This is a genomic window from Streptomyces sp. SPB162, from assembly GCF_029504575.1.
In the GTDB taxonomy this organism is placed as follows: domain Bacteria; phylum Actinomycetota; class Actinomycetes; order Streptomycetales; family Streptomycetaceae; genus Actinacidiphila.
On the sequence record NZ_JAQFII010000001.1, the window covers coordinates 671,407 to 693,503 of the forward strand.

Here is a 22,097-nt window from a genome sequence, read left to right on the forward strand (position 1 = left end):
CGATGCGTCTGCACCGGCTCGACCTCACCGCCTTCGGCCCCTTCGCGGGCACCGAGAGCGTCGACTTCGACGACCTCTCCTCGGCTGGCCTGTTCCTCCTGCACGGCGCGACCGGAGCGGGCAAGACCTCCATCCTGGACGGCGTCTGCTTCGCCCTGTACGGCGACGTCCCCGGCAGCCGCCCGGCCAGCCGGCTGCGCAGCGACCACGCCCACGCCGGTCTCAGCACCGAGGTCGTCCTCGAACTGCACGTCGGGGGACGGCACCTGGAGATCACCCGGCGGCCCGAGCAGCAGCGCCCGAAGAAGCGCGGCTCCGGGACGACGCAGGAGAAGGCCGTCACGCTGCTGCGCGAGCGCACCGACGGTGAGTGGAAGGCGCTGTCCAAGTCCCACCAGGAGATCGGTGAGGAACTCAAGCAGCTGATCGGGATGAGCCGGGAGCAGTTCTGCCAGGTGGTGCTGTTGCCGCAGGGCGAGTTCGCCAACTTCCTGCGGGCGACCGCCGCCGAGCGCGGCGCCCTGCTGGGCCGGCTCTTCGACACCCGCCGCTTCAAGGCCGTCGAGGAGTGGCTCAAGGAGCGCCGCCGCGCCGCCGAGCAGCGGATCCTCACCGGCGACCAGGAACTGGACAACCTCGCCGGACGCCTCGCCCAGGCCGCGGGCCCGGGGGCGGAGCCGCTGGACGACTGGCTGCCCGAGGACGTGACGGCGCGCGCACCGGCGGGCCACTCCGATCTGACCGGGTCGATACTGCGGTGGGCGGCGGTGCTGCGCTCCACCGCGCGCGAGCGCCAGGCCATCGCCGTGAGCGCGCTGGAACTGGCCGAGCAGGCACACAACAGGGCCCGCGACGAGGCCGGCGCCGTCCAGGAGTTGCACGGGCTGCAGCAGCGGCACGCCGCCGCCCGCCGCCGAGCCGACGACATCGCCGGGGCCCGGGCGGAACGTGACGAGCAGCGCGCCCGGCTGGAGCGGGCACACCGCGCCTCCGGCGTCGAATCGGCCCTGGAACTGCGGGAGAAGGCCGCCACACAGCACCAGCAGGCGCTGGCCGCCCGCCGCACCGCGCGAGCCGAGCTGCCCCCCGAACTCGCCGAAGCGGCGGCCGAACAGCTCACCAGGGCGGCCAACCGGTTGCGCGAGGAACTCGGTTCGCTCACCGAGGCCGGGGAACTGGAGCAGCGCGCCGCCGACCTGGCCGCCCGCCGCGACGGGCTGGACGCCGAGGCACGCGGCGACGACGAGGCCGTACTGGACGCCGACGGCTGGCTGGAGGGCTGGGAGGCGGAGCGACTTCGCCTGCAGCGGCGCGTCGATGACGCGCAGGCCGCCGCGGCCCGCGCCGGAACGCTCGACGCCGAACGCGACCAGGCCCGCCACCGCCTCGACGCGGCCCGGGAGCGGGACCGCTACGCCCGCGCCGTGACCGTGGCCGAGGACCGGCACCGCGCCGCCCGGGACCGGGCCGCCGACACCCGCGAGGCCTGGCAGGATGCCCGCGAGGCACGGATCGCCGGCATCGCCGCCGAACTCGCCGCCGCCTTGGTGCCCGGCGAGAACTGCCGGGTGTGCGGCTCGGCCGAACACCCCGATCCGGCCCGCCCGTCCGATCGGCAGGTCACCCGCGAGGACGAGGACGCCGCCTATGCGGCCTACCAGAGCGCGTCCACCGCGCAGGACGCCGTCGGGGACGAGCTGAGCCGTGCGCGGGCCGGGCGGGACGCGGCCATGACAGCCGCCGGCGACACCCCGGTGGACGAACTGGAGACCGCGCACACCGCCCTGGAGAGCGCGTACGCGCTCACGGTACGCGCCGCCGCCGACACCCACGCCGCCCGCGAGGCGCTCGCCGAGGCCGAGCGGGAGCGCGACCGCCGCACCGCGGAGCGGCACGAGGCACTGAGCCGGGCCGCGGCGCGCACCTCGCGGCGCGAGGAGCTCGACGAGCAGTACGAGCGGGTCGCCGAGCAGCTGGACAGGGCGCGCGGCGGCTTCGCGACGGTGGCCGCCCGCAGGTCGCAACTGGCCCGGCGCGTCGAGCTGCTGGCCACGGCCGCGCAGGCCGTCGACCGGGAGCACGACGGGGCGCAGCGGCTGAAGGAGGCCGACGCGGCGCTGTCGGATGCCGCGTTCCGCGCGGGCTTCGACACCCCCGCCGACGCCGCCCGCGCCCTGTACCCGCCCGACCGGCGGCTGCGGCTGGAACACCTGGTGGCGCAGTGGCGCGACGAGGAGGCCTCCGTCACCGCCGATCTGGCCGCACCCGGACTCGCGGCCGCCGCCGCGCTGCCGCCCGCCGACCCCGCGCGGGCCCGGGCCGCCGTCGACGCCACGACCGCCCGGCTGCGCGAGGCGGCCGCCGTGCACGCGGCGGCACAGACCCGCTGCGCGGACCTCGACCGGCTCGGGGCGCAGGCCGCCGGGAAGGCCGCGGAACTCGCCCCGGCCCGCGCCGAGTTCGCCCGCATCCGGCGGCTGGCGGAGCTGTCGGCCGGCACCTCCATCGAGAACCAGCTGAAGATGGAACTGGAGACCTACGTGCTGGCCGCCCGCCTGGAGCAGGTCGCCGCGGCCGCCAGCGTCCGCCTGCAGCGCATGTCGTCGGGCCGCTACACCCTCGTCCACAGCGACGCCAGGAGCGCCGGCCGCTCACGCTCCGGACTGGGGCTGATGGCCGTCGACGCCTGGACGGGCACCGAGCGCGACACCGCCACCCTTTCGGGCGGCGAGACCTTCTCCGCCTCCCTGGCGCTGGCGCTCGGGCTCGCGGACGTGGTCACCGACGAGGCGGGCGGAACGCGGCTGGACACGCTCTTCATCGACGAGGGCTTCGGCAGCCTGGACGAGCAGACGCTGGACGAGGTGCTGGACGTCCTGGACGCGCTGCGCGAACGGGACCGCGCCGTCGGCATCGTCAGCCACGTCGCCGATCTGCGCCACCGGATCCCCGCCCAACTGCGGGTCATCAAGGGCCAGTCGGGCTCCACGGTCGCGCAGGGCCCGTCCGGCTCGCCCGGCCGGCGCGCCCGCGTCACAACGTGAGCGGTCGGCGGGGCAGCGGCGAGGAGTAGACGACGCTGGTGGTGACCGAGCCGAGCCCCGAGATCCGGCCGGCTGTCTCCTCCAGGTGCCGCATCGAGCGCGCCGTCACCTTCATGACGAAACAGTCGTCGCCCGTCACGTGGTGCGCCTCCAGGATCTCCGGCGTCGACGCCAGCAGATCGTGGAACGGCTTGTAGTTGCCGGTCGGATACCGCAGCCGCACCAGGGCCAGGATCGGCAGACCGACCCGGTCATGGTCGATGACCGCCGAATAGCTCGTGATCACCCCGGACTCCTCCAGCCGGCGGACCCGCTCGGTCACCGCGCTGGGCGACATCGCGACGGCCCGCGCGAGCTCGGCGTAACTGGCCCGGCCGTCGCGTTGCAGGGCCTCCAGGATGCGCCAGTCGGTGGCGTCAAGGGATTCAGCGGTCATGAGGCATGAATAGCAGTGGAAGCCCCGGCATAACAAGGCGAGCGCCGGGAAATCCCCCTTCACGACGCCGTCCCGACTCCGTAGATTTCCAGCCATGACACAGCTGATCGTTTCCGAGAATCCCGTCCTTCGCGTCCCACCCGCCGCGCCCGCCACGGCGGCCGCCTACTTCGCCGCCTCCCTCGCCTTCCACGCCGACGTCTCGGACGTGGCGGCCGGCCTGCGGACGGAAGACCCCGGCTTCGTCGTCGTCGACTCCCGCAACACCGCGTCCTGGGACCAGGGCCACGTGCCGGGAGCGATCCACCTGCCGACCGCCCAGATCCCGCAGCTCGCCGACGAGTTCCTGGACCGCGCGGTCCCCGTCGTCGTGTACTGCTGGGGCCCCGGCTGCAACGGCGCCACCCGCGCCGCCCACGCCCTGGCGACCCTCGGATACCAGGTCAAGGAGATGCTCGGCGGCATGGAGTACTGGATCCGCGAAGGCTTCGCCTACGAGACCCACGAGGGCTCCACGCAACCCGAGGCGGACCCCCTGACCGCCCCGGTCGGCACCGACGACTGCGGCTGCTGAACCTCAGGGCCCTCCGCCGCCGGTGACGACCCGGTAACGCCGCGCCAGCTCGGAGAACTGCGGGTGCGCCGGCTCCCGCCCGGCGTGCCGCAGCGCCCATGCCTGTGCCGCGGCGAGGCTGTCCCGCAGGGACGAGGTCTCCAGACGCCGAACGCACTGCAACTCGAAGACGGCGGGCGTCTCCTCCGTCCGCAGCCGCTGCAACACCGGCCCGCGCGCGGCCCTCCTCACTCGTTGCGTTGCGGCGCGGGCGCGCCCGCACGCCATACCCGAGCCGGGCGCCTACCGTGCGGGGATGAGCAAGGATCGCAAGCCTCCTCCGCCGCCCTTCGGACTGGACGAGAAGACCTATGCCGAGCTGTGGTTCTACGCGCTGCCCGTGCTCGGGTTCGTGGTGGGCTTCGCGGTGTTCGCGTTGCTGCTCGGGGTGCTGCCCGATCACTGGTGGGGGGCGGTGCCGGCCGCTGTGGGCGGGATCGGGGCCGCGGTGGGTGTCGTGTGGGCGGGGCGGCGGGTGCATCGGGCGCTGCACCGGCCCTGAGCGGGGCCGCTCAGATGCCGAGGCCCTCCAGGACGACCGCGCCCGGGAGGGCGGCGAGCACCTTGCCCGGCACGATCAGCTTGCCCCGCCGGGCGCCGCTGCCGATCACCAGGTGCGGGGCCTCGACGACGGCCGCGTCGATGAGCAGCGGCCAGTCGGCGGGCAGGCCGACGGGGGTGATGCCGCCGTACTCCATGCCGGTCGCGCCGGTCGCGGCGTCCATCGCGGCGAACGAGGCCTTGCGAGCGCCGAGATGGCGCCGGACCACACCGTTGACGTCGACCCGGGTGGTGGAGAGCACCAGACACGCGGCGAGGGTGACGTCCTGGCCGCGCTTGCCCGCGACGACCACGCAGTTCGCCGAGGCGTCCAGGTCGACGCCGTAGGTCTCGACGAAGACGGCGGTGTCGGCCTTCTCGGGGTCGGTGTCGACGTAGAGCATCTCGGCGGTCACCGCCGCGGCCACCGGAGCCGGGAGCAGGTCGAGCCGGTCGGTGGCGGGGTGGGCTTCGTCGAAATTGCCGATGGGTGCGCGCATACCGGAAACGTAACAGGCGCTACCTCGGCGGCGGGACGGCGATCGCGAGCGTCATCTCGGCCGGGACGGCACCCGCGTTGTGATAGCCGTGCGGCACGTGGGCGTCGAAGCTCGCGGTGGTCCCGGCCGGGACGCGGTACTCCTGGCCCTCGACGACGAGCGTCAGCTCGCCCGCGTCCACTCGGATCAGTTCGGCGCTGCCGGGCGGGTGGGAGTCGGAGTCGTGTCCTTCGCCGGGCATGAGCCGCCAGGACCACAGTTCCAGCGGGCCGGGCGCCTCGGTGCCGGCCTGGAGGGTGCCGTAGCTGCCGCCCGGGGTGCTCCACAGCGGTACGGCGCGGTCGGCGGGGACCAGCCGGACCTGGGGGCTGTCGGCGTAGTCCAGGAGGTTGGCGATGCTGATGCCGACGGCGTCGGCGATGCGCACCACGGTGCCGATGCTGGGGTTGGTCCTGGCCTGCTCGATCTGGATGATCATGCCGCGGCTGACGCCGGCACGAGCGGCGAGCGCGTCGAGGCTGTATCCGCGCTCCTGCCGCAGCCGTTTGACGTTGCGGGCGAGCGACTGGGCGACGATTTCGAGGTCCGGCACGCGCTTCCATCCAATATTATGAATGACAGAGTTCACTGTGCTGCACTACCGTGAGGTGTACCAGCACGTTCATCACACTGTACTGCGAGGGAAGTCCCATGACAGCGGTTCTCGCGCTCGCCAGCAGCCTGCTCTGGGGGCTCGCCGACTTCGGTGGTGGCCTGCTCACCCGCCGGCTGCCCGCGCTGGTCGTGGTCGTCGCCTCGCAGATCGCCGCCGCGCTCGTGCTCGGCGTCATCGTCGTGGCCACCGGCGCCTGGAGCGAGATCGGCCCACAGCTCTGGTACGCCGTCGCCGCCGGTGTCGTCGGTCCGATCGCGATGATCTGCTTCTACAAGGCCCTCGCCCAGGGACCGATGGGCGTGGTCTCGCCCCTGGCCACCGTCGGCGTCGTGATCCCCCTCGCCGTCGGGCTGACGCTCGGCGAACGCCCCGGGCCGCTGCAGTACGGCGGGATCGCGGTGGCCGTCGTCGGCGTCGTCCTGGCCGGCGGCCCGCAGTTGCGCGGCGCGCCCGTGCAGCGCCAGACGATCCTGCTCACCCTCGTCGCCGCCTTCGGCTTCGGCGCGGTGTTCGCACTCATCGCCGAGGCGTCCTCAACGATCACCGGGCTGTTCCTCGCGCTCTTCGTCCAGCGGGTGTGCAACTCGCTGGTCGGTGGCGCCGCGCTGGCCGTGGCGGTGCGGCGCGACCCGGCCGCCGCCCCGGAGGGCGGCATGGCCGCCGTGTGGTCCGTGATGCCCGCGCTCACCCTGGTCGGCCTCGCGGACGTCGCGGCGAACGGCACGTACTCGCTGGCCGCCCAGAACGGCCCGGTCACCGTCGCCGCGGTGCTCGCCTCGCTCTACCCGGTGGTGACGGCGCTGGCGGCCCGCGGCTTCCTCAAGGAACGGCTGCTGGCGGTCCAGGCCGCGGGCGCGGGACTCGCCATGGCCGGCACACTCCTGCTCGCGGCGGGGTAGCCGACCCACACCTACACCGCGGGACCGGCTGCCCGGTCCGCCTCGTCCTCGACCCCGGCGAGCGCGATCAGCTGCTCGGGCGTGATCCCCTCGGGTATCGGCACCGGCGGCGGCGTCCGCAACGGAGGCTGCCATCCTTTCTCGGGGTCCCAACTGCGCACGATCCGAGCGGGGGCACCCGCGACCACCGCGTGGTCCGGCACGTCACCCCGTACCACCGCGCCCGCCGCGACCACCACATTGCGGCCCAACCGCGCCCCGGGCAGGATCACCGCTCCGGTGCCCAGCCAGCTCCCCGACCCGATCTCGACCGGCTCCGAGCGCGGCCACTGCTTGCCCACCGGCTCGTGGGGATCGTCGTAGGAGTGGTTGTCGCTGGTGACGTACACATAGGGCCCGGCGAAGATGTTGTCGCCGAAGACCACCGGCGCCGAGGCCACGACATGGCTGCCCCGGCCGAGCACCACGCCGTTGCCGAGCCGCAGGACCGGCTCGGGCCCGAGGTCCAGGTCCGGCATCATGCCCGCGGTGAGGGTCACCTGCTCCCCCACCACGCAGTGTTCCCCGATCTCGATCCACTGCTCGCCGAACACCGTGCCCAGCGGGAACGCCAGCCGCGAGCCCGTACCGAAACTGCGGAAACGGTACGGTCCGGGTCGCTGCGCGGTCACCGCGCCCGCCTTCTGCACCCACCGCCATCCGCAGTGGACCAGACGCGAGGCGGTGCGGCGGCGCCAGGCCGCCACGGAGGAGAACACGTTCTCGTTCTTCGGCACGGGATCACCGTATACGGTGCCGCGCGGTGGTGAAGTGCTGGACGTGACGGACGGGCGGGGGAGCCGCGTCGGCGGCGCGGCTCCCCCTGATCCCAGCACCCTGATCCCAGCACCCTGATCCCAGCACCCTGATCCCAGCGCCCGCATCGCAGCACCCGCATCGCAGCGCCCGAATCTCTGTGCCCGCATCTCACCGCCCGGATCTCACCGCCGCGCGTCGCCGGTCATCGCGGCGAGCACCGAGCGCCAGTCCTCACCGGGCCGCTCGTCCAGCGCGGTGGCCAGCCGGCCCGACGCGTAGTGCCAGCGGTGGTCCAGGTCCGGGTGCACCCGGTCGACGAGCGCGATCTCGCTGTCGCTGCCGAGGAGCCGAGTCAGCTCGTCCGCCAGCTCCGGCCAGGCGACGTGCCCACTCACCGCGTTGGCCACACCGTGCACGGGGTTCTCCAGGCAGTCGCCGACCGCACGTGCCAGTGCCGCCGCGTGGACCCAGGGGGCGCCGTACCAGGCGTGCTCCGCGGTGCCCGGCCGCGGCAGGTCGATCGGCTCCCCGGCGAGGGCCGCCTGGTAGAGCAGCCCGGTCGCGCCCCAGCGCAACTGGTCGCGCAACCGGTCGTGCGGGCCCCAGACGATGGGCGAGCGCACCACACTCGCCCCGCCCCGCCCCTCGGTGCCCGCCGCCCGCATCAGCAGGCGCTCGCAGTCGAGCTTCGCCTGCCCGTACGCGCTCAGCGGCCGCTCGGACGGCGCTTCCTCGGCCACCCGCGGGCCCGCCGGCCGGCCGTAGGCGTCCACGCTGCTCACGAAGACGAACGGACCACGGTTCCAGGCCTCCACCATCGCGGCCATCGCCGCCACGTCCACCTCGGGACGGGTGAAGGTGCAAGCCGCGTGGATCACCGCGTCCGCCCTCCCGACGGCGGCGCGCAGCCCGTCCAGGTCGGTCAGGTCGCCCTCGACGACCTCCACACCCTCCCCCGCGACCAGGTGGGCCGATTCGGGTCGGGACAGCGCCAGCACCGACCGTCCCCTGGCCGCCAGCTCCCGCAGGACGAAGGCGCCGACGCCGCCGGTGCCGCCGGTCACCAGGACCGTGCCCTCCCGCGGCTGCCGGGTACGTGCCGTCGGAAGGGAAGCGGCCAGCCGTTCCCGTTCCGCCTCCCGGGTGTCGAGCAGTGCCGCGATCGCTCGCGGCGTGCGGTGCTCCATGACGTCCAGGCCGGTCAGCGGCAGCGCGAGTCCGGTGCGCAGCCGTTCGGCGAGTTGTACGGCGACCAGCGAGTGGCCGCCGAGTACGAAGAAGTCGTCGTCGGGGCCGGGGGTGCGGCCCAGCAGCGTCGCGAACGCCGCCGTCACCGCTTCGGCCCGGACCCCGCGCGGTGCGGGGGCGGCCGGGGCGCCGGGCAGCCGGGGGCCGTGTCCAGGGTGCCGTCGGCGGTTCGGGGCATCGCGTCCAGCAGGGTCACAGCGGCCGGGACGAGGTCACGGTCCAGGCCGGCCCGCAGGTGCGAGCGGAGTTCGGCGGGCGAGGGGCCGCCGGTCCCGCGCAGGACGGCGTATGCCAGCAGCGGTCCACCGGCCGGGGTCGGCACCGCGGCGTCGGCGACCAGCGGGTGCGCGCGCAGCCGCGCTTCCGCCGGGTGGCTGTCGGGCGCGCCGCCAGCGGCCCGGGAGACGGGCAGCTGGGATATCCGCAGCTCCGAGTCAGCGGCGACCGCGGCCAGGAGTGCGGCGAAGCCGTCCGCCAGCCGCTCCCCCGCCGCGTCGTCGAGGGCGGCCCGCCCGTACTGGACCAGACCGGCGGGACGGCCGGTGTCCGACAGGCCGAACGACAGGTCGAACTTGGCCTCGCCGACCGCCACGTCCACCGGCTCCGCGACCAGGCCGGGCAGCCGGAGCGCGGTGGCCTCACCCAGCACGTCGGCGGTGACCCGGACGAGCGAGGCGCCACCGGCGTCCCGGGCGGCGGCGCCGAGCCGCTCCAGGATCAGGTCGAACGGCACGTCACGGTACTGCTGTGCCTCCAGCAGCGCGTCCCGCACCCGGTCCACCACGACTCCGAACGCCGGGTCGCCGGACAGGTCCACCCGGATGGGCAGGGTGTTGACGCACAGGCCGACCAGGTCGCGCATGGCGGCGCCCTCGCGGTGGGAGCCGGCGCAGCCGATCACCAGGTCGTCCTCGCCGGTGAAGCGGTGCAGTGCGGCGAAGGCGGCGGCGAGGGCCACGGTGAACAGCGTGGCCCGGTGCCGCAGCCCCAGCTCCCGCAGAGCGGGCAGCACCCCCTCGTCCAACGGCGCGCTGCGTACGGCGGCGGGCCGCGCCCCCAGGTCGGCGGCCCGCGCGGGGCGCGGCAGGCGCGGCGGAACGGCGCCCGACAGGCGGCGCGTCCAGTGCGCGAGTCCCGTGTCGAGCCGGCGGGCCGCCGCGTGCTCGCGGGCCGCGAAGTCCGCATACTGCGGCGGCGGCGCCGGCTCGTACGGGCTTCCGCCCACGGCTGCCGCGTACAGCGCGGCCAACTCGCCGGCCACCGTCTCCAACGCTCGTCCGTCGATGCTGATGTGATGGAACGTCAGCAACACGGTGTGGTCCTGCGGCCCGTGACGCAGCGCCAGGGCGCGCGGGAGGGGTCCGGCGGCGAGGTCGAAGGGGCGGCGCGCCTCCTCCGCCAGCGCGGCGACACCGTCGCCGACGGCGTCGATCACCGGCACGGTGATCGCGTCCGGTGCGGGGAGCGTCTCCTGGTACGGCTCGTCGCCGTGCTGCCCATAGCGGGTGCGCAGGATGTCGTGACGGGCGACGAGCGTGGTGAGCGCGGCGCCGAGGGCGTCCAGGTCGAGCGGGCCGCGCAGCCGGGTGGCGAACGGGACGCTGTACAGCGCGCCGCCCTGGCCGAGCCGGTCCATCAGCCACATGCGGCGCTGGGCGTGGGACAGCGGCACGGGCCCCTGGACCGGGGTATCGGCGGGCGTCGCGGAATCGACCGCGCGGGCGCGGGCCCGGGCGCGGCGCAGCAACTCCTCCTGCAGGGCGGCGGAGGTGGGGTGGGTGTCAGTGGCCATCGGGGTCCTCCGGCGCGTCGGGGTGGAGATCGCTGTGGTTGGCCAGCAGGGCGCGCTCGACGAGCGCGGCATGGCCGGCGACGGTGGGAGCGGCGAAGAAGTCGGGCAGCGACAGCGTCACCCCCAGCTCCTCGCGGAGGTCGTCCGTGACGATCAGCGCGAGGAGCGAGTGGCCGCCGTAGGCGATGAAGTCGGCGTCCGCCCGCGCGACCTCGCAGCCCAGGGCGTGACTCCAGATGTCGGCGACGGCCTGCTGCAGCGGCGTCAGCGGCTCCGTGCGCTCCTCGGTGACGGCGACATCGTGCAGGGCGGCGAGCGCCCGGCGGTCGACCTTGCCGGACACCGTCAGAGGGAGCCGTTCCACGAGCGTCAGCTCGTCCGGGACCAGGTGCGCGGGCAGGTGTGCGGCGAGCCGGGTCCGCAGCGTCTCGGCGCGGGGTACCGGGCCGGGCGCCGCCACCACGAAGGCGGCCAGTCGCGCGTCGCCCTCGGCGGGCCGCCGTACGGTGACGGCCGCGTCGTCCACGTCGGGCTGCTCGCGCAGCAGGTGCTCGATCTCGCCCGGCTCGATCCGGAAGCCGCGCACCTTGACCTGGTCGTCGGCGCGGCCGTGGAAGTCCAGCACGCCGTCCCGGCGGCGCGAGACCAGGTCGCCGGTGCGGTAGAGCCGGCCCAGCGAGGCGTGCTCCACGAACCGCTCGGCGGTCAGCTCCGGCCGTCCGACGTAACCGTTCGCGAGCCGGCTGCCGCCGATCCACAACTCGCCCCGCTCACCGTCCGGGGCGGGCCGGCCCGCCTCGTCCAGCACATGGGCGGTGGCGCCCGCGAAGGGGCGGCCGATCGGCACCGGGCCGTCGCAGTCCGCGTCGGTGACGCGGTGGGTGGTGGCGAAGGTCGTCGTCTCGGTCGGGCCGTAGCCGTTGACCAGCTCCAGCCACGGGAACGCGCGCAGCACCGCGCGGGCCTGCTGCGCGGCCATCGCCTCACCTCCCACGACGACGGTGCGCAGCACCGAGAAGAGCCGGGAGCGACGGGCGGCGAGCTGGTGGAAGAGCGCGGTGGTGAAGAACGCGACGGTCACGCCGTACCGCTCGACGTGCTGCGCGAGGTCCTCGAACGAGGGCCGCTCGGTGGTGCACACCACGACGGACGCGCCGTTGGCGAGGGCCGTCCATACCTCGAAGGTGGAGGCGTCGAACGTCGTCGGTGAGTGGAACAGCACGCGGTCCCGTTCGGTGACGGTGACGTACCGCGGGTCGGTGACCAGTTCGGCGATGCCGCCGTGGGTGACGGCCACGCCCTTGGGCACGCCGGTGGAGCCGGAGGTGAACAGGACGAGCGCCGTCGCGTCCTGCCCGGTGTCGCCGGCGGGCATCTCCCCGGCGGCGGGCACGGGTACCTCGTCCGCACCAAACCCGGACAGCGGGTCCTCGGGCAGCGCCAGCGTCGCTCCGGTGCCGGTCGCGGACGCGAGCAGCTTGCCGTCGCCGACGGTCAGGGTCGTCCTGGAGTCGGCGAGCATCGCCTCGATCCGCGGACGCGGGTGCGCCGGGTCGAGGGGGACGCAGGCCGCGCCCACCCACCACAGGGCGAGTTGCGCGACCACGGTGCGGGCCGAGCGCGGCATCAACAGCGCCACCCGGTCACCGGGCCGGACCCCGTGGCCGTGCAGATGCGCGGCCAGGCAGCGGGCGGAGGTCACGAGCTGCCGGTAGGTCAGTGTGGTGTCGCCGTCGACCACCGCCAGGGCGTGCGGGGTCCGTTCGGCGTGCCGGGCCACCTGGGCGGGCAGGGCGGTCACGGGAGCTTCCTTCCGGTCGGCGGGATTCCGCGGGGAGGGGGTCGCCATCTCAGGCCACCGCCGGTGACGCGGCCGCGCGGCGCCGGTCGAGCACGGCCGCCACCGACCGGAGGTCCGGCTGGCGCAGCACCTCGGGAGCGCGCAGCCGGGTGCCCGTCTCGCGCTCGAGGGCGGCCAGCAGCCGGGCCGCGATGATCGACGTGCCGCCCATCGCGGTGAAGTTGTCCTCCAGCGCGGCGTCCGGGCGGTCGAGCAGGTCGCGGACCACCCGCAGCACGAGCTGTTCGGCGGCGGTCGCTGCTGCATCGGGAACGGCGGTGCCCGCGGAAGCGTTTACAGCGGCTTCGCCCGCCAGAAGTGCGGCGCGGTCCACCTTGCCGTTGGCGTCCAGCGGGAAGGCCTCGACGACGCGTACGGTCGCCGGCACCGCCTGCTCGGGCAGCCAGCTCCGCACCGCCGCCAGCAGGTCGTCCGCGGTCGGGGCGGCGCCCGCGGACGGCAGGACGAACGCCACCAGCCGGGTCCGGCCGTCGGCCGAGCGGGGCGCGGTCACGACCGCGCCCCGCACCTGCGGGTTCTGCTCGAACGCGGCCTCCACCTCGGCCGGTTCGATCCGCACCCCGCTGATCTTCACCTGGTCGTCGAGCCGCCCGAGGAACTCCAGCCGCCCGTCCGCCGGCATCCGCACCCGGTCCCCGGTGCGGTAGAAGCGGTCGGCGCCCGGAGCGTCCAGCCCCGCGGGCGGGGCGGTGAAGCGCCGGGCCGTCAGCTCCGGGTCCAGGTAGCCGATCGCCAGGCAGGCACCGCCGATGAGCAGCTCCCCCGTCTCACCGCGGGGGGCGACGCCACCGTCCGCGCGGACGACGACCACGGTGGTGCCGGGGATCGGCAGGCCGATCGGCGGCGCGGTCGCGTCGTCCGGCTCCCGGTCGGTGGGCCGCATGGCGTGGGTGGTGGTGACGACGGTGGCCTCGGCCGGCCCGTAGGCGTTGTGGACGGTGGCGGTCACGTCGGGCCCGGGGCGGCGGCGCATCCGGTCGCCGCCGACGACGAGGTGACGCAGCTTCAGGCCTGCGGGCCAGGGCCGGTCCAGGAGCGGCTCCGCCATGGGGGTGGCCGCGACACCGACGGTCACCCCGGCATCGCGCCACCAGTCCGTGAGTTCGGCCGGGTCCCAGCGGACGGCGTCGGGAGCGGGCACCAGCGCGGCACCCGACGTCAGTCCGGCCCACAGCTCCATCACATGCGGGTCGAACGCGACGCCGATCAGCAGGGACTGCCGGTCGCCGGGGGCCAGTCCGGTCTCGGCGCGGTACCAGTCCAGGAGGGTGGCCAGCGCGGGCTCCGCCACCGCGAGCGCCTTGGGGCGGCCGGTGGAACCCGAGGTCAGGACAGTGTAGAAGGCCTCCGGCGGTGCCGGACGGGCACCGGCGGCGGGCGGGGCGAAGGCGGCGACGACCGTGGCGGCGGCGTTGGCCCCCTCGCCGGGCAGCGGAAGTTCGACCCGCCCGGCGGCGTGGTGGCTCGCGGGCAGCAGGGCGGGGTCGCCGATCATGCAGACCACCGCGACGTCCTCGGTGACCGCGCCGATGCGGCGCTCTCCGGGGTGGCGGCCCAGCGGCAGATAGACCGCGCCGAGCCGGGCGAGTGCGATCGCCGTGGCGACCAGTGCGGCCGAACGGTCGAGGCAGACGCCGACGATGTCGCCGGGACGTATGCGGTCGCCGAGCGCGCGGATCAGCTCGTCGGCGGCCTCGTCCACCTGCCGGTAGCTCCACGTGTGGTCGCCGTCCACCACGGCGGGGGCCTGCGGGGAGCGGCGCACCCATTCCTGGTAGCGGGAGAGCACGCCGGACGCGCCGGACGCGGGCAGGGCCGCGCCGTGGGCGACGCTGGGCAGGACGGTCACCGGGTTGGCGCTGGTCAGGGTGTTCGTCATCACGACTCCTTCGGCGTGGACGCGGCGGACGCGGCGGACGCGGCGAGGGACAGGGGGTTGAGCGGACCCAGCGCGCGGGCCTGGTCGGCCAGGACCGGGTTGCGGAAGAGCAGCCGCAGCGGCGGCCGGTCGCCGAGCCGTGGTTCCAGCCAGGCCGCCAGGTGCGCGGCGAGCACGGAGTGCCCGCCGATCTGGAAGAAGTGCGAGGACGCGGTGAACCGGCGGTGGCCCAGCACCGCGCTCCAGCCCTCGGCGAGCAGCGCCAGCGCGGGGTCGTCGGCGAACGCGGCCGGGTCCAGCTCCGCGGCGGCCTCCTCCGCCGGCGCGGCGGGCTCCAGTGCGGCGGCCAGCCGGGCCAGCGCGACCCGGTCGGGCTTGCCGCCGGCCAGCGTCGGCATGGCGTTCAACGTCGCCCATCGTCCGGGGACGAGCGCGCCCGGCAGCCGCTGACTCAGCTCGCCGTGCATCTTCTGCTCGTCCCACACTTCGCTTTCGTCGGCGCTCTCCAGGAAGCCGACCAGCCGGGGTCCGCCGGCCGCCTCGCGGTCCAGGACGACCGCGCAGGACCGGCCGCCGAGCACGGCCGAGGCGGCGGCCTCCACCTCTTCCAACTCGATGCGGTAGCCGCGCAGTTTGATCTGGTTGTCCCGGCGTCCGAGGAAGTGCAGCAGCCCCTCGCCGTCCCGGTAACCGAGGTCGCCGGTCAGGTAGACCCGCTCGCCGCCCAGCGCCGGAATCGTCACGAACCGGGCCGCGGTCGCCTCCGGGTTGCCGAGGTACCCTTCGGCCAGCCCGGCCCCGGCGACGGCCAGTTCCCCGACCGCCCCGGTCGGCAGCGGACGGCGTGCCGTGTCCAGGACGTGGATCCGCTCGCCGGGCAGCTCGGTGCCGAGGGGGATCTCGGCGCCGTCCGTCAGGCTGTCGCGGGTGATCTCGTGCACGGTGGAGCTGATGGCCGCCTCGGTCACGCCGTAGACGTTGAGCACGGTGGCGTCGGTGTCGGCGAGGAACAGGCGCAGCGCGTCGGCCGGGATGCGCTCACCGCCGAGCACCAGCAGCCGCGGCGCCCAGCGGCGGTCGCGCAGCACGTCCCGCAACTCCGCGCGGGTGGCGAGGAAGTAGCTGGTGGGCAGGTTCGCGACGGTGACCCGACCGGCGGCGAGCAGCTCGGCCAGCTCGGCGCCGGTGGGCACTTCGCGTTCCGGTACGACCAGGCAGGCGCCCGCGTACAGCGACGGGAGGACCTCTTCGAGGGCCACGTCGAACGACGGCTGGGCGAACAGCAGCACCCGGTCGCCGGCCGCCAGCGCGAACCGCTCCGCCGCACCGGTCAGGTGGTTCACCAGCGCCGCCCGGCCCACCGCCACCGGCTTGGGTATGCCGGTCGAACCAGAGGTGTGGATGACGTACGCCGCACCGGGCACCACCGCGGCCGGGTGCGCGGCCGGATAGGAGTCGGCGTCCAGCGCGGTCACCGCAAGTCCCTCGGGCAGGGTGACGCCCGCGGCGGCGGAGGTGAGCACGAGCGCCGGCTCCAGCCGGTTCAGCAGCAGGTCCAGCCGGGACCGGGGGTCGGACGGGGACAGCGGGCAGTACACCGCGCCGATCCGCAGGCAGGCCAGCAGCGCCACCACCGAGTCGGCGCCGCGGGGCAGTACGACGGCGACCGGCCGACCGGCCGTCACACCCGCCGCCAGCATCCGGCGGGCGACCGCGGCGACCTGCTCGTCGAGGTCCCCGTACGTCAGGCGGCGGGCGCCGACCAGCAGGGCGGGCAGCGCGGGGTCGTGGGCGGCGGCCGGATCGAGCGGATCCGGGCCCTCCGACGCGACGGGCGCGATCGGCTCGGCGGCGGGCGCCGGGAGCGCGAGGTCGGCGAGCACGGTGCCGGGAGCGTCCAGGTAGCCGCGCAGCAGGTCCAGGAAGCGTTCGGTGAGGAGCTTCGCGGTGGCCTCGCCGAACAGGTCGGCGTCGTAGTCCCACACCAGGGTCATGCCCCGTGCCCCGTGCCGGGGGCTGACCCCGCGCCGGTCGTCCGGGAGCAGCACGACGTCGAGGTCGAAGCGGGTGGTGCCGGTGTTGAACCCTTCGAAGAGTGTGATGTCCAGGCCGGGCACGTCGATCTCGGGAAGCGGGGCGTCGTGCGCGCTGAACATGACGCTGAACAGCGGGTTGTCCGCTCCCGAGGTGTGCAGGCCCAGGGCACGGGTCAGTTCCTGGACCGGCACCTCCTGGTGCGGCAGGGCGCGGAAGAGGGTGTCCGTCACCTCGTCCATGGTGTCCTCGGCCGGGGCCGCCGGGTCCAGGCGCAGCCGTAGCGGGATCGTGTTGACGAACATGCCCACGGCGTCCTCGAAGCCGCGCGGGCGGTTGCCGACGGCGGTGCCGACGACCATCTGCTCGCGGCCGCTGTGCCGGCGCAGCAGTTCGGCGAACAGCCCCAGCAGCGTGGAGAACGGGGTCAGCCCGCGCTCCAGGGTGTGGACGCGCAGCCGCTCGGTCAGGTCCGCGCCGATCGACTGGCGCAACTGCCCGCCGCGGTGCCGGCGGCGCGCTCCGGGCCGGACCAGACCGGGCAGCGGCATGTCGAAGGAGGCGTCGCGCAGTTCGTTCGCCCAGTACTCCAGGCTCGACCGCCGCTCCGCCGTCGCCCGGTCGTCGTCCGCGTCGAGGGCCCGCACATGGTCGACGTAGGAGGTGGCGGCCGGCAGCGCGGCCGGCTCCCCCAGGACGTGGGCACGGTAGACGGTGAAGACGTCGCGCAGCAGGATCGCGAACGAGTGCCCGTCGTGGATCAGGTGGTGCTCGACGTGGATGAGCCGGTGCTGGTCGTCGGCGAGCCGGGCCAGCGTCCAGCGCAGCAGCGGCGCCTCGTACGTGTCGAGCGGGGTCTCCGCCTCCGTGCGCAGCAGCCGCGCGAACGCGGCCTCCGGGTCCGCCTCCCCGGTCAGGTCCACGGTGCGCAACCGGGGCTCGCACAGGTCGGCCTCCCGCTGCACGGGCATCGCGCCGGGGACGGCCACGAGCTCCAGGCGCAGTCCGGGGTGGCGGTCGAGGGCCGCGGCCAGCCCGCGGCGCAGCGCCTCGGTGTCCAGCGTGCCCCACAGGTCGAGGGAGGCGGTGAAGTTGTAGGCGCGGCTGCCCGGCTGCACTTGCTCGTGCAGCCAGACGATCTCCTGCGAGGGAGAGAGGGGGAGCATCGGCGATCCCTGGGGTTGTCGGGTCGGGGTTGTCGGGTCGGGGTTTTCAGGTGCGGGCGGAGGCACGGTCGTGCTGCCGCCCGCGGTTCACCGGCCGGTCCGCGGGTCACACGGTCCGGCCGTACTGGTTCGGGGCATCGGGCGCGGCGCGTCGGGTGCGGCGCGTCGGGTGCGGCGCCGGTCAGCCGACGGAAGCGGGGGCGGGCGCCGTGTCCGCGGCCGGGACGCGCACCGCGTCGCGGAAGGCGGCGAAGGCGTCCTGGGCCGCGTCGTCGTCGAGCACCGCGCGGTCCCACACCATCCGGCCGTGGAGCTCGGGTCCGTGGGTGACGGAGACCGCGAACGGGGCGCGCACCCGCCGGCCATCGAGGTGGACCTCGCGGCCCTCCACCCCGGCCAACCGCAGCGCGGGACGGCGCCGGGCGTCGTCCACCGTCAGCAGTCCGTCCAGCCGGCCGGACCACTGGGAGCCGGCCGAGCGGGCGGCGTGCACCACCTCGTCGAAGGGGGTGTCGGCCCGGTCCAGGTCGTCCCACCACTGCGTGGCCGTCTCGTCGGGGGCGTGCGGGACGTCTACCGTCGCCGCCGGGAAGACCACGGTGTTGAGGAAACAGCCGAGCACCGGCGGTGCGCCCGCCGGGCGGCCGCCCCACGGGTAGCCGATCGGTGGCACATGGCCCGGCCCGTACAGCACCCGGGACGCGGCCCGGCAGGCGTCGAGCAGCGTCGGGAACGGTACGCCGCAGGCGGGCGCGGGCAGCCGCAGTTCGGCGACGCCGGTGGGCAGGGCTTCGGGGGCGGGCGTCCGCGGGCGGAGCTGCGGGGCCCGTTCGTGCACCGCGCGCAGCCGGTCGCCCCAGTACGCCAGCGCCCCGGCGGACCCGGCGCGCCCTTCGGCGTCGAGCTGCAGGTGCACCGCCTCGCGGTAGGCGGCCAGTTCCGCGGCCACCTCGGCGGGCCCCGGCCCCTCGGACTCCTCGCGGTAGGCGGCGGTCAGTTCTTCGACGATGCGCGCGAGGGACTGGCCGTCGCACGCGGTGTGGTCCAGGACGACGGCGAGCAGCTCGTCCCCGGCGGACCCGTCCTCGACCAGGTACAGCCGCAGCGGTGAGCCCTGCGCGGTCCAGCCGTTCAGGACCCGGCGCAGCGCATCAGCCGCGTCCTCGCCGGGGGCGCGGACGACCCGTTCCACCGGTACGTCCGGCTCCGCGAGGCGGAGCACGGGCGTGCCGCGCACCACCTCAGGGCGGGCGCGCAGCACGGGGTGCAGGGCGGCGAGCCGGTTCGCCGCCCGGCGCAGCCGCGCCGGATCCACGGTGCCGCCGGGGAAGGCGAAGAACATCGGTACGAGGTCGGGCCGTCCCGCGGGGTCCATGGAGCGCACCAGGACGAAGCGCCGCTGGGCGCCGGTGACGGGCAGCAGGGAAGTACCGCCGCCGTCGGCGGCGATGCGCTGGTAGCGGGCCAGATACTGGTCCGTGATGGTGCGGGGCACGTGATCCTCACTGACGGGCGAAGCGGGACGGGACGGGGACGTTCCGGGTCGGCGTGGGGCGGTGCGGGGGTGGGCGGCGGGCCGGTCAGCTGACGGAAGTCGACTCGGTGCGGCCCTCTTCAACCGCGTCCTCAACAGCGTTTCCAGCGGCGCTCTCGGCGGCATGTTCAGCAGCGCTCTCGGCGGCGTGATCAGCAGCGCGCTCGACGTCGTCCGGCGCGGGCGGCAGATCACGCATCCGGATCAGCGGGGACAGCAGCAGGCGCAGCGGTACGACGAGGAACCCGACCGCGCAGACCCACAGGGCGGCGCGCGCCCCGAAGGCGTCGGCCACGGCGCCGCCCACCAGGGCCCCGAGCGGCAGCGTGCCCCACACCAGGAAGCGCAGGGTGGCGTTCATCCGGCCCAGGAGCCGGGGTGGGCAGAGGGTCTGCCGGAAACTCACCTGGGCGACGTTGTAGACGACCGCTCCGAAGGAGACCACCCCGGAACCGACGGCGAACAGGACCGCGGCGGCTCCGTGTCCCGACAGCGGCCACAGCAGCGCGAACGGGCCGGTGACCAGGGCGGACAGCCAGATGACGCGGGCCTGGCCGAGCCGGGCGGCCAGCTTGCCGGCGCAGAGCGCACCGGCGAGTCCGCCGGCGGCGGACGCGGAGAGCATCAGGCCGATGGCGGCCGGCTGCAGGCCGATGACCCGCACCAGGAAGATGGTTTGCGTGGCCATCAGCATGGCGGTGAAGAAGTTGCTCAGGCCCGTGGAGGTCGCGATGACGCGCAGCAGCCGGTGGCCGAGTACGAAGCGCAGTCCCTCGCCGATCTCCTTGCGCAGTGACGCACCGGGCACCGGCTCCGGTTTGCTCTCCGGCTTGTCGATGCGCGCGAGGAACAGCCCCGACACGACGTAGCCGATCGCGTCGGCCCCGATCGCCAGATGCGCCCCGACGAGCTGGACCAGCCCGCCGCCGAGGCCGGGCCCGGCGACCTGGGCCGAGGAGCGGATGGTCTCCAGCGCCCCGTTTCCCGCCATCAGCCGCTCTCTGGGCAGGAGTTCGGGCAGATAGCTCTGGTGGGCCACGTCGAAGAAGACCGTCGCCGCGCCGGTGACCAGCGCGACGGCGTACAGCTGCGCCATCGTCAGGACGTCGGCGACGGCGGCCAGCGGAACGCTCGCCATGGCCAGCGCCCGCACCACGTCGGCGCGGATCATCAGCGACCGCTTGCGCATCCGGTCGACCAGCGCTCCCGCGGGCAGGCCGATCAGCAGGAACGCGGCGGTCTCCGCGGCGGTGAGCAGCCCCACCTGGAACGCGGGAGCCTTGAGTTCGAGGACCGCCACCAGCGGCAGCGCGACCAGGGTGACCTGGGCACCGACCTGGCCGGCCGCGGCGCCGGCGAGCAGCAGGCGAAAGTCGCGCATGCGCAGCAGACCGCTCGACGCGGTTCGGGGTAAAGGGGACATGTGCCAGACCTTCACCGCAAACGCCGTCACCCGTCAAAGCGCAAAGAACACTTTCGGTCGAATCTTTTGCACTACCTCCACTAAATCAGCAAATCTTCCGCCAGATCCGGGCAACCTCGGGATGAACTATGCACGTTGGCGCCTTACGGCGACAGGATCTGACGGTCCCCGCCCGGCCGGAGCCGGATGAGCACTGGCGGTGCGCCGGGAATCGCACCTCTGACCGAAAACAGCCCCCGCGCTCTTTCAATGCCTTATGCACCTACCAACCCGTCGGCAGGACCGTCCCGTCGTATACCGTGCTGGTCGACGGCGAACGCGCGGATGCGAGGGCGGGATTCCATGGCGGAGCGGGCACTGATAGCCGATGTGGCGGGGCGCAAGCCCCAAGTGGATCCGGCGGCGTTCACCGCGCCCACCTCGGTCGTCCTCGGCGATGTCACGATGGCGGCGGGCTCCAGCGCCTGGTACCACGCCGTCCTGCGCGGCGACTGCGAGTCGATCAGCATCGGCGCCGACAGCAACATCCAGGACAACTGCTCGGTGCACGCGGACCCCGGGTTCCCCGTGGTCGTCGGCGAGCGGGTCTCGGTGGGTCACAACGCGGTGCTGCACGGCTGCACCGTCGAGGACGATGTCCTGATCGGCATGGGCGCCACCGTCCTGAACGGCGCGCACATCGGCGCCGGCTCGCTGGTCGCCGCGGCCGCGCTCGTACCCCAAGGGATGCGCGTGCCGCCGGGTTCCCTGGTGGCCGGGGTCCCGGCGAAGGTGCGGCGCGAGCTGACCGCGCAGGAGCGCGAGTCGGTGCTGTTCAACGCCGCGGGCTACGTCGAGCTGTCCCGCGCCCACCGCGCGGCCTTCGAGCCGGGTGAGGACGCGACCGGAACGGTGTGAGTCCGATCCGTCGGCCGCCGTGTCACTCGCCGGTGGGCGCCGCCACGGATCCGGGCCGTGCCGCCCACCGGCGCTTCCGGCGTCTCCACGGGGTCCGCGGCCTCGGCGGTCTCCGGCGGCTCGTGCGCCTTGGCACGGCGCTGGACGAAGAGGAAGGAGCCGATGCCGAAGAGCACGGCGGCCGCCAGCCCGAAGTAGCCGAACCGCTTGATCCACGGTTCCGCCACCACGCCGACGTTGTAGATGACGGCGGTGGTGCCGCCCGCCCAGACCACGCCGCCCAGCGCGTTGGCGATGAGGAATTTCCAATACGGCATCTTCAGCACGCCCGCCAGCGGCCCGGCGAAGATCCTCAGCAGCGCGACGAAGCGGCCGACGAAGACCGCCCACATCCCCCACCGCTCGAACGACCGCTCGGCGGTGGCGACATGGCCGGGTGAGAAGTGCTTGGGGAACTTCCGGCCGAGCTTGTCCAGCAGCGGTTTGCCGCCCTTGCGGCCGATCGAGTACCCGATGGAGTCACCGATCACCGCGCCCGCGATCGCGCAAGCACCGACGATCCACGGGTTGATGGTCCCCTGCGAGGCCATCAGTGACGCGGTGACGAGGACGATCTCGCCGGGGAGCGGGATGCCCAGGCTCTCGATCCCGATGACCAGGCCGACCACGAGGTAGACGGCGAGCGGGTCGATCGCCTCGATCCATTCCTGCACGTGCACTGCCGAGTCCTCCCCTGGACACCAAGCGGACCGTGTGCCGTGGCCCACGTCAGTGAAGC

Annotated in this window: 18 protein-coding genes; 5 read left to right on the top strand and 13 right to left on the bottom strand. The window is 74.4% G+C overall.

The annotated features are described in order from the left end of the window. Nucleotides 1–2 precede the first annotated feature (2 nt). Nucleotides 3–3,044, top strand: coding sequence for an SMC family ATPase (locus M2266_RS03140; RefSeq protein WP_277436709.1), 3,042 nt, complete (start codon nt 3–5; stop codon nt 3,042–3,044). Here M2266_RS03140 and M2266_RS03145 read toward each other — a convergent pair. Then, complete coding sequence (locus M2266_RS03145) at nt 3,034–3,480, bottom strand: Lrp/AsnC family transcriptional regulator (protein ID WP_277436710.1); 447 nt, start codon at nt 3,478–3,480, stop codon at nt 3,034–3,036. The genes M2266_RS03140 and M2266_RS03145 overlap by 11 nt on opposite strands. 94 nt (nt 3,481–3,574) lie before the next feature. Here M2266_RS03145 and M2266_RS03150 point away from each other — a divergent pair, with 94 nt between their 5' ends. Beyond that, a complete protein-coding gene (locus tag M2266_RS03150) occupies nt 3,575–4,054 on the top strand; it encodes a rhodanese-like domain-containing protein (RefSeq protein WP_277436711.1) in 480 nt (159 codons plus the stop codon). A gap of 3 nt (nt 4,055–4,057) precedes the next feature. Here M2266_RS03150 and M2266_RS03155 read toward each other — a convergent pair whose 3' ends face one another. Then, the gene (locus M2266_RS03155; protein ID WP_277436712.1) at nt 4,058–4,285 is read right to left on the bottom strand and encodes a hypothetical protein; all 228 of its coding nucleotides are present in this window, start codon (nt 4,283–4,285) and stop codon (nt 4,058–4,060) included. 64 nt (nt 4,286–4,349) lie between these two features. Between M2266_RS03155 and M2266_RS03160 the strand changes: the two genes are divergently transcribed. Further along, the gene (locus M2266_RS03160) at nt 4,350–4,595 is read left to right on the top strand and encodes a hypothetical protein (protein WP_277436713.1); all 246 of its coding nucleotides are present in this window, start codon (nt 4,350–4,352) and stop codon (nt 4,593–4,595) included. A gap of 10 nt (nt 4,596–4,605) precedes the next feature. On the opposite strand, the gene M2266_RS03165 is transcribed toward M2266_RS03160, so the two are convergent. Beyond that, entirely contained in the window at nt 4,606–5,133 is a 528-nt protein-coding gene (locus M2266_RS03165; RefSeq protein ID WP_277436714.1) for a YbaK/EbsC family protein, read from the bottom strand. A 19-nt stretch (nt 5,134–5,152) separates the two neighbouring features. After that, nucleotides 5,153–5,725 carry an XRE family transcriptional regulator gene (locus M2266_RS03170; protein WP_277436715.1) on the bottom strand — a complete coding sequence of 191 codons (573 nt, stop codon included), beginning with the start codon at nt 5,723–5,725 and terminating at the stop codon, nt 5,153–5,155. A 98-nt stretch (nt 5,726–5,823) separates the two neighbouring features. Here M2266_RS03170 and M2266_RS03175 point away from each other — a divergent pair, with 98 nt between their 5' ends. Continuing rightward, nucleotides 5,824–6,687, top strand: coding sequence for an EamA family transporter (locus tag M2266_RS03175; protein ID WP_277436716.1), 864 nt, complete (start codon nt 5,824–5,826; stop codon nt 6,685–6,687). Between the two features lie 11 nt (nt 6,688–6,698). Here the strand turns inward: M2266_RS03175 and M2266_RS03180 are convergent, their stop codons facing one another. The 8 genes from M2266_RS03180 to M2266_RS03215 all read right to left on the bottom strand — a co-directional run bounded on the left by M2266_RS03180 (nt 6,699) and on the right by M2266_RS03215 (nt 20,380). Continuing rightward, complete coding sequence (locus tag M2266_RS03180; RefSeq protein WP_277436717.1) at nt 6,699–7,463, bottom strand: acyltransferase; 765 nt, start codon at nt 7,461–7,463, stop codon at nt 6,699–6,701. A gap of 204 nt (nt 7,464–7,667) precedes the next feature. Then, the gene (locus tag M2266_RS03185) at nt 7,668–8,819 is read right to left on the bottom strand and encodes an NAD-dependent epimerase/dehydratase family protein (protein ID WP_277436718.1); all 1,152 of its coding nucleotides are present in this window, start codon (nt 8,817–8,819) and stop codon (nt 7,668–7,670) included. After that, the gene (locus tag M2266_RS03190) at nt 8,816–10,525 is read right to left on the bottom strand and encodes a condensation domain-containing protein (protein WP_277436719.1); all 1,710 of its coding nucleotides are present in this window, start codon (nt 10,523–10,525) and stop codon (nt 8,816–8,818) included. Before M2266_RS03190 ends, M2266_RS03185 begins: the two co-directional genes overlap by 4 nt. Continuing rightward, nucleotides 10,515–12,326: a non-ribosomal peptide synthetase gene (locus tag M2266_RS03195; RefSeq protein ID WP_277436720.1), complete on the bottom strand. Its 1,812-nt coding sequence runs from the start codon at nt 12,324–12,326 to the stop codon at nt 10,515–10,517. Before M2266_RS03195 ends, M2266_RS03190 begins: the two co-directional genes overlap by 11 nt. Before the next feature lie 49 nt (nt 12,327–12,375). Next, nucleotides 12,376–14,265: a non-ribosomal peptide synthetase gene (locus M2266_RS03200; RefSeq protein WP_277436721.1), complete on the bottom strand. Its 1,890-nt coding sequence runs from the start codon at nt 14,263–14,265 to the stop codon at nt 12,376–12,378. Continuing rightward, the gene (locus M2266_RS03205; RefSeq protein WP_277436722.1) at nt 14,265–17,465 is read right to left on the bottom strand and encodes an amino acid adenylation domain-containing protein; all 3,201 of its coding nucleotides are present in this window, start codon (nt 17,463–17,465) and stop codon (nt 14,265–14,267) included. Before M2266_RS03205 ends, M2266_RS03200 begins: the two co-directional genes overlap by 1 nt. Before the next feature lie 181 nt (nt 17,466–17,646). Then, nucleotides 17,647–18,960 carry a non-ribosomal peptide synthetase gene (locus M2266_RS03210; protein ID WP_277436723.1) on the bottom strand — a complete coding sequence of 438 codons (1,314 nt, stop codon included), beginning with the start codon at nt 18,958–18,960 and terminating at the stop codon, nt 17,647–17,649. A gap of 85 nt (nt 18,961–19,045) precedes the next feature. Further along, on the bottom strand, nt 19,046–20,380 hold the full coding sequence (locus M2266_RS03215) for an MFS transporter (RefSeq protein WP_277436724.1): 1,335 nt from the start codon (nt 20,378–20,380) through the stop codon (nt 19,046–19,048). Between the two features lie 384 nt (nt 20,381–20,764). On the opposite strand from M2266_RS03215, the gene M2266_RS03220 reads away from it, so the two are divergent. Beyond that, entirely contained in the window at nt 20,765–21,319 is a 555-nt protein-coding gene (locus tag M2266_RS03220; protein ID WP_277436725.1) for a gamma carbonic anhydrase family protein, read from the top strand. Here M2266_RS03220 and M2266_RS03225 read toward each other — a convergent pair. Further along, on the bottom strand, nt 21,250–22,038 hold the full coding sequence (locus M2266_RS03225; protein ID WP_277436726.1) for a DedA family protein: 789 nt from the start codon (nt 22,036–22,038) through the stop codon (nt 21,250–21,252). The two genes, M2266_RS03220 and M2266_RS03225, sit on opposite strands and share 70 nt — an antisense overlap. Between the last annotated feature and the right edge of the window lie 59 nt (nt 22,039–22,097).

Excerpts from the sequence above, each read along its gene's own strand:
- M2266_RS03145 (WP_277436710.1), bottom strand. The coding sequence starts at position 3,480 with ATGACCGCTGAATCCCTTGACGCCACCGACTGGCGCATCCTGGAGGCC.
- M2266_RS03200 (WP_277436721.1), bottom strand. The coding sequence starts at position 14,265 with ATGACGAACACCCTGACCAGCGCCAACCCGGTGACCGTCCTGCCCAGC.
- M2266_RS03190 (WP_277436719.1), bottom strand. The coding sequence starts at position 10,525 with ATGGCCACTGACACCCACCCCACCTCCGCCGCCCTGCAGGAGGAGTTG.
- M2266_RS03150 (WP_277436711.1), top strand. The coding sequence starts at position 3,575 with ATGACACAGCTGATCGTTTCCGAGAATCCCGTCCTTCGCGTCCCACCC.
- M2266_RS03220 (WP_277436725.1), top strand. The coding sequence starts at position 20,765 with ATGGCGGAGCGGGCACTGATAGCCGATGTGGCGGGGCGCAAGCCCCAA.
- M2266_RS03205 (WP_277436722.1), bottom strand. The coding sequence starts at position 17,465 with ATGCTCCCCCTCTCTCCCTCGCAGGAGATCGTCTGGCTGCACGAGCAA.
- M2266_RS03175 (WP_277436716.1), top strand. The coding sequence starts at position 5,824 with ATGACAGCGGTTCTCGCGCTCGCCAGCAGCCTGCTCTGGGGGCTCGCC.
- M2266_RS03165 (WP_277436714.1), bottom strand. The coding sequence starts at position 5,133 with ATGCGCGCACCCATCGGCAATTTCGACGAAGCCCACCCCGCCACCGAC.
- M2266_RS03160 (WP_277436713.1), top strand. The coding sequence starts at position 4,350 with ATGAGCAAGGATCGCAAGCCTCCTCCGCCGCCCTTCGGACTGGACGAG.
- M2266_RS03140 (WP_277436709.1), top strand. The coding sequence starts at position 3 with ATGCGTCTGCACCGGCTCGACCTCACCGCCTTCGGCCCCTTCGCGGGC.
- M2266_RS03215 (WP_277436724.1), bottom strand. The coding sequence starts at position 20,380 with ATGCGCGACTTTCGCCTGCTGCTCGCCGGCGCCGCGGCCGGCCAGGTC.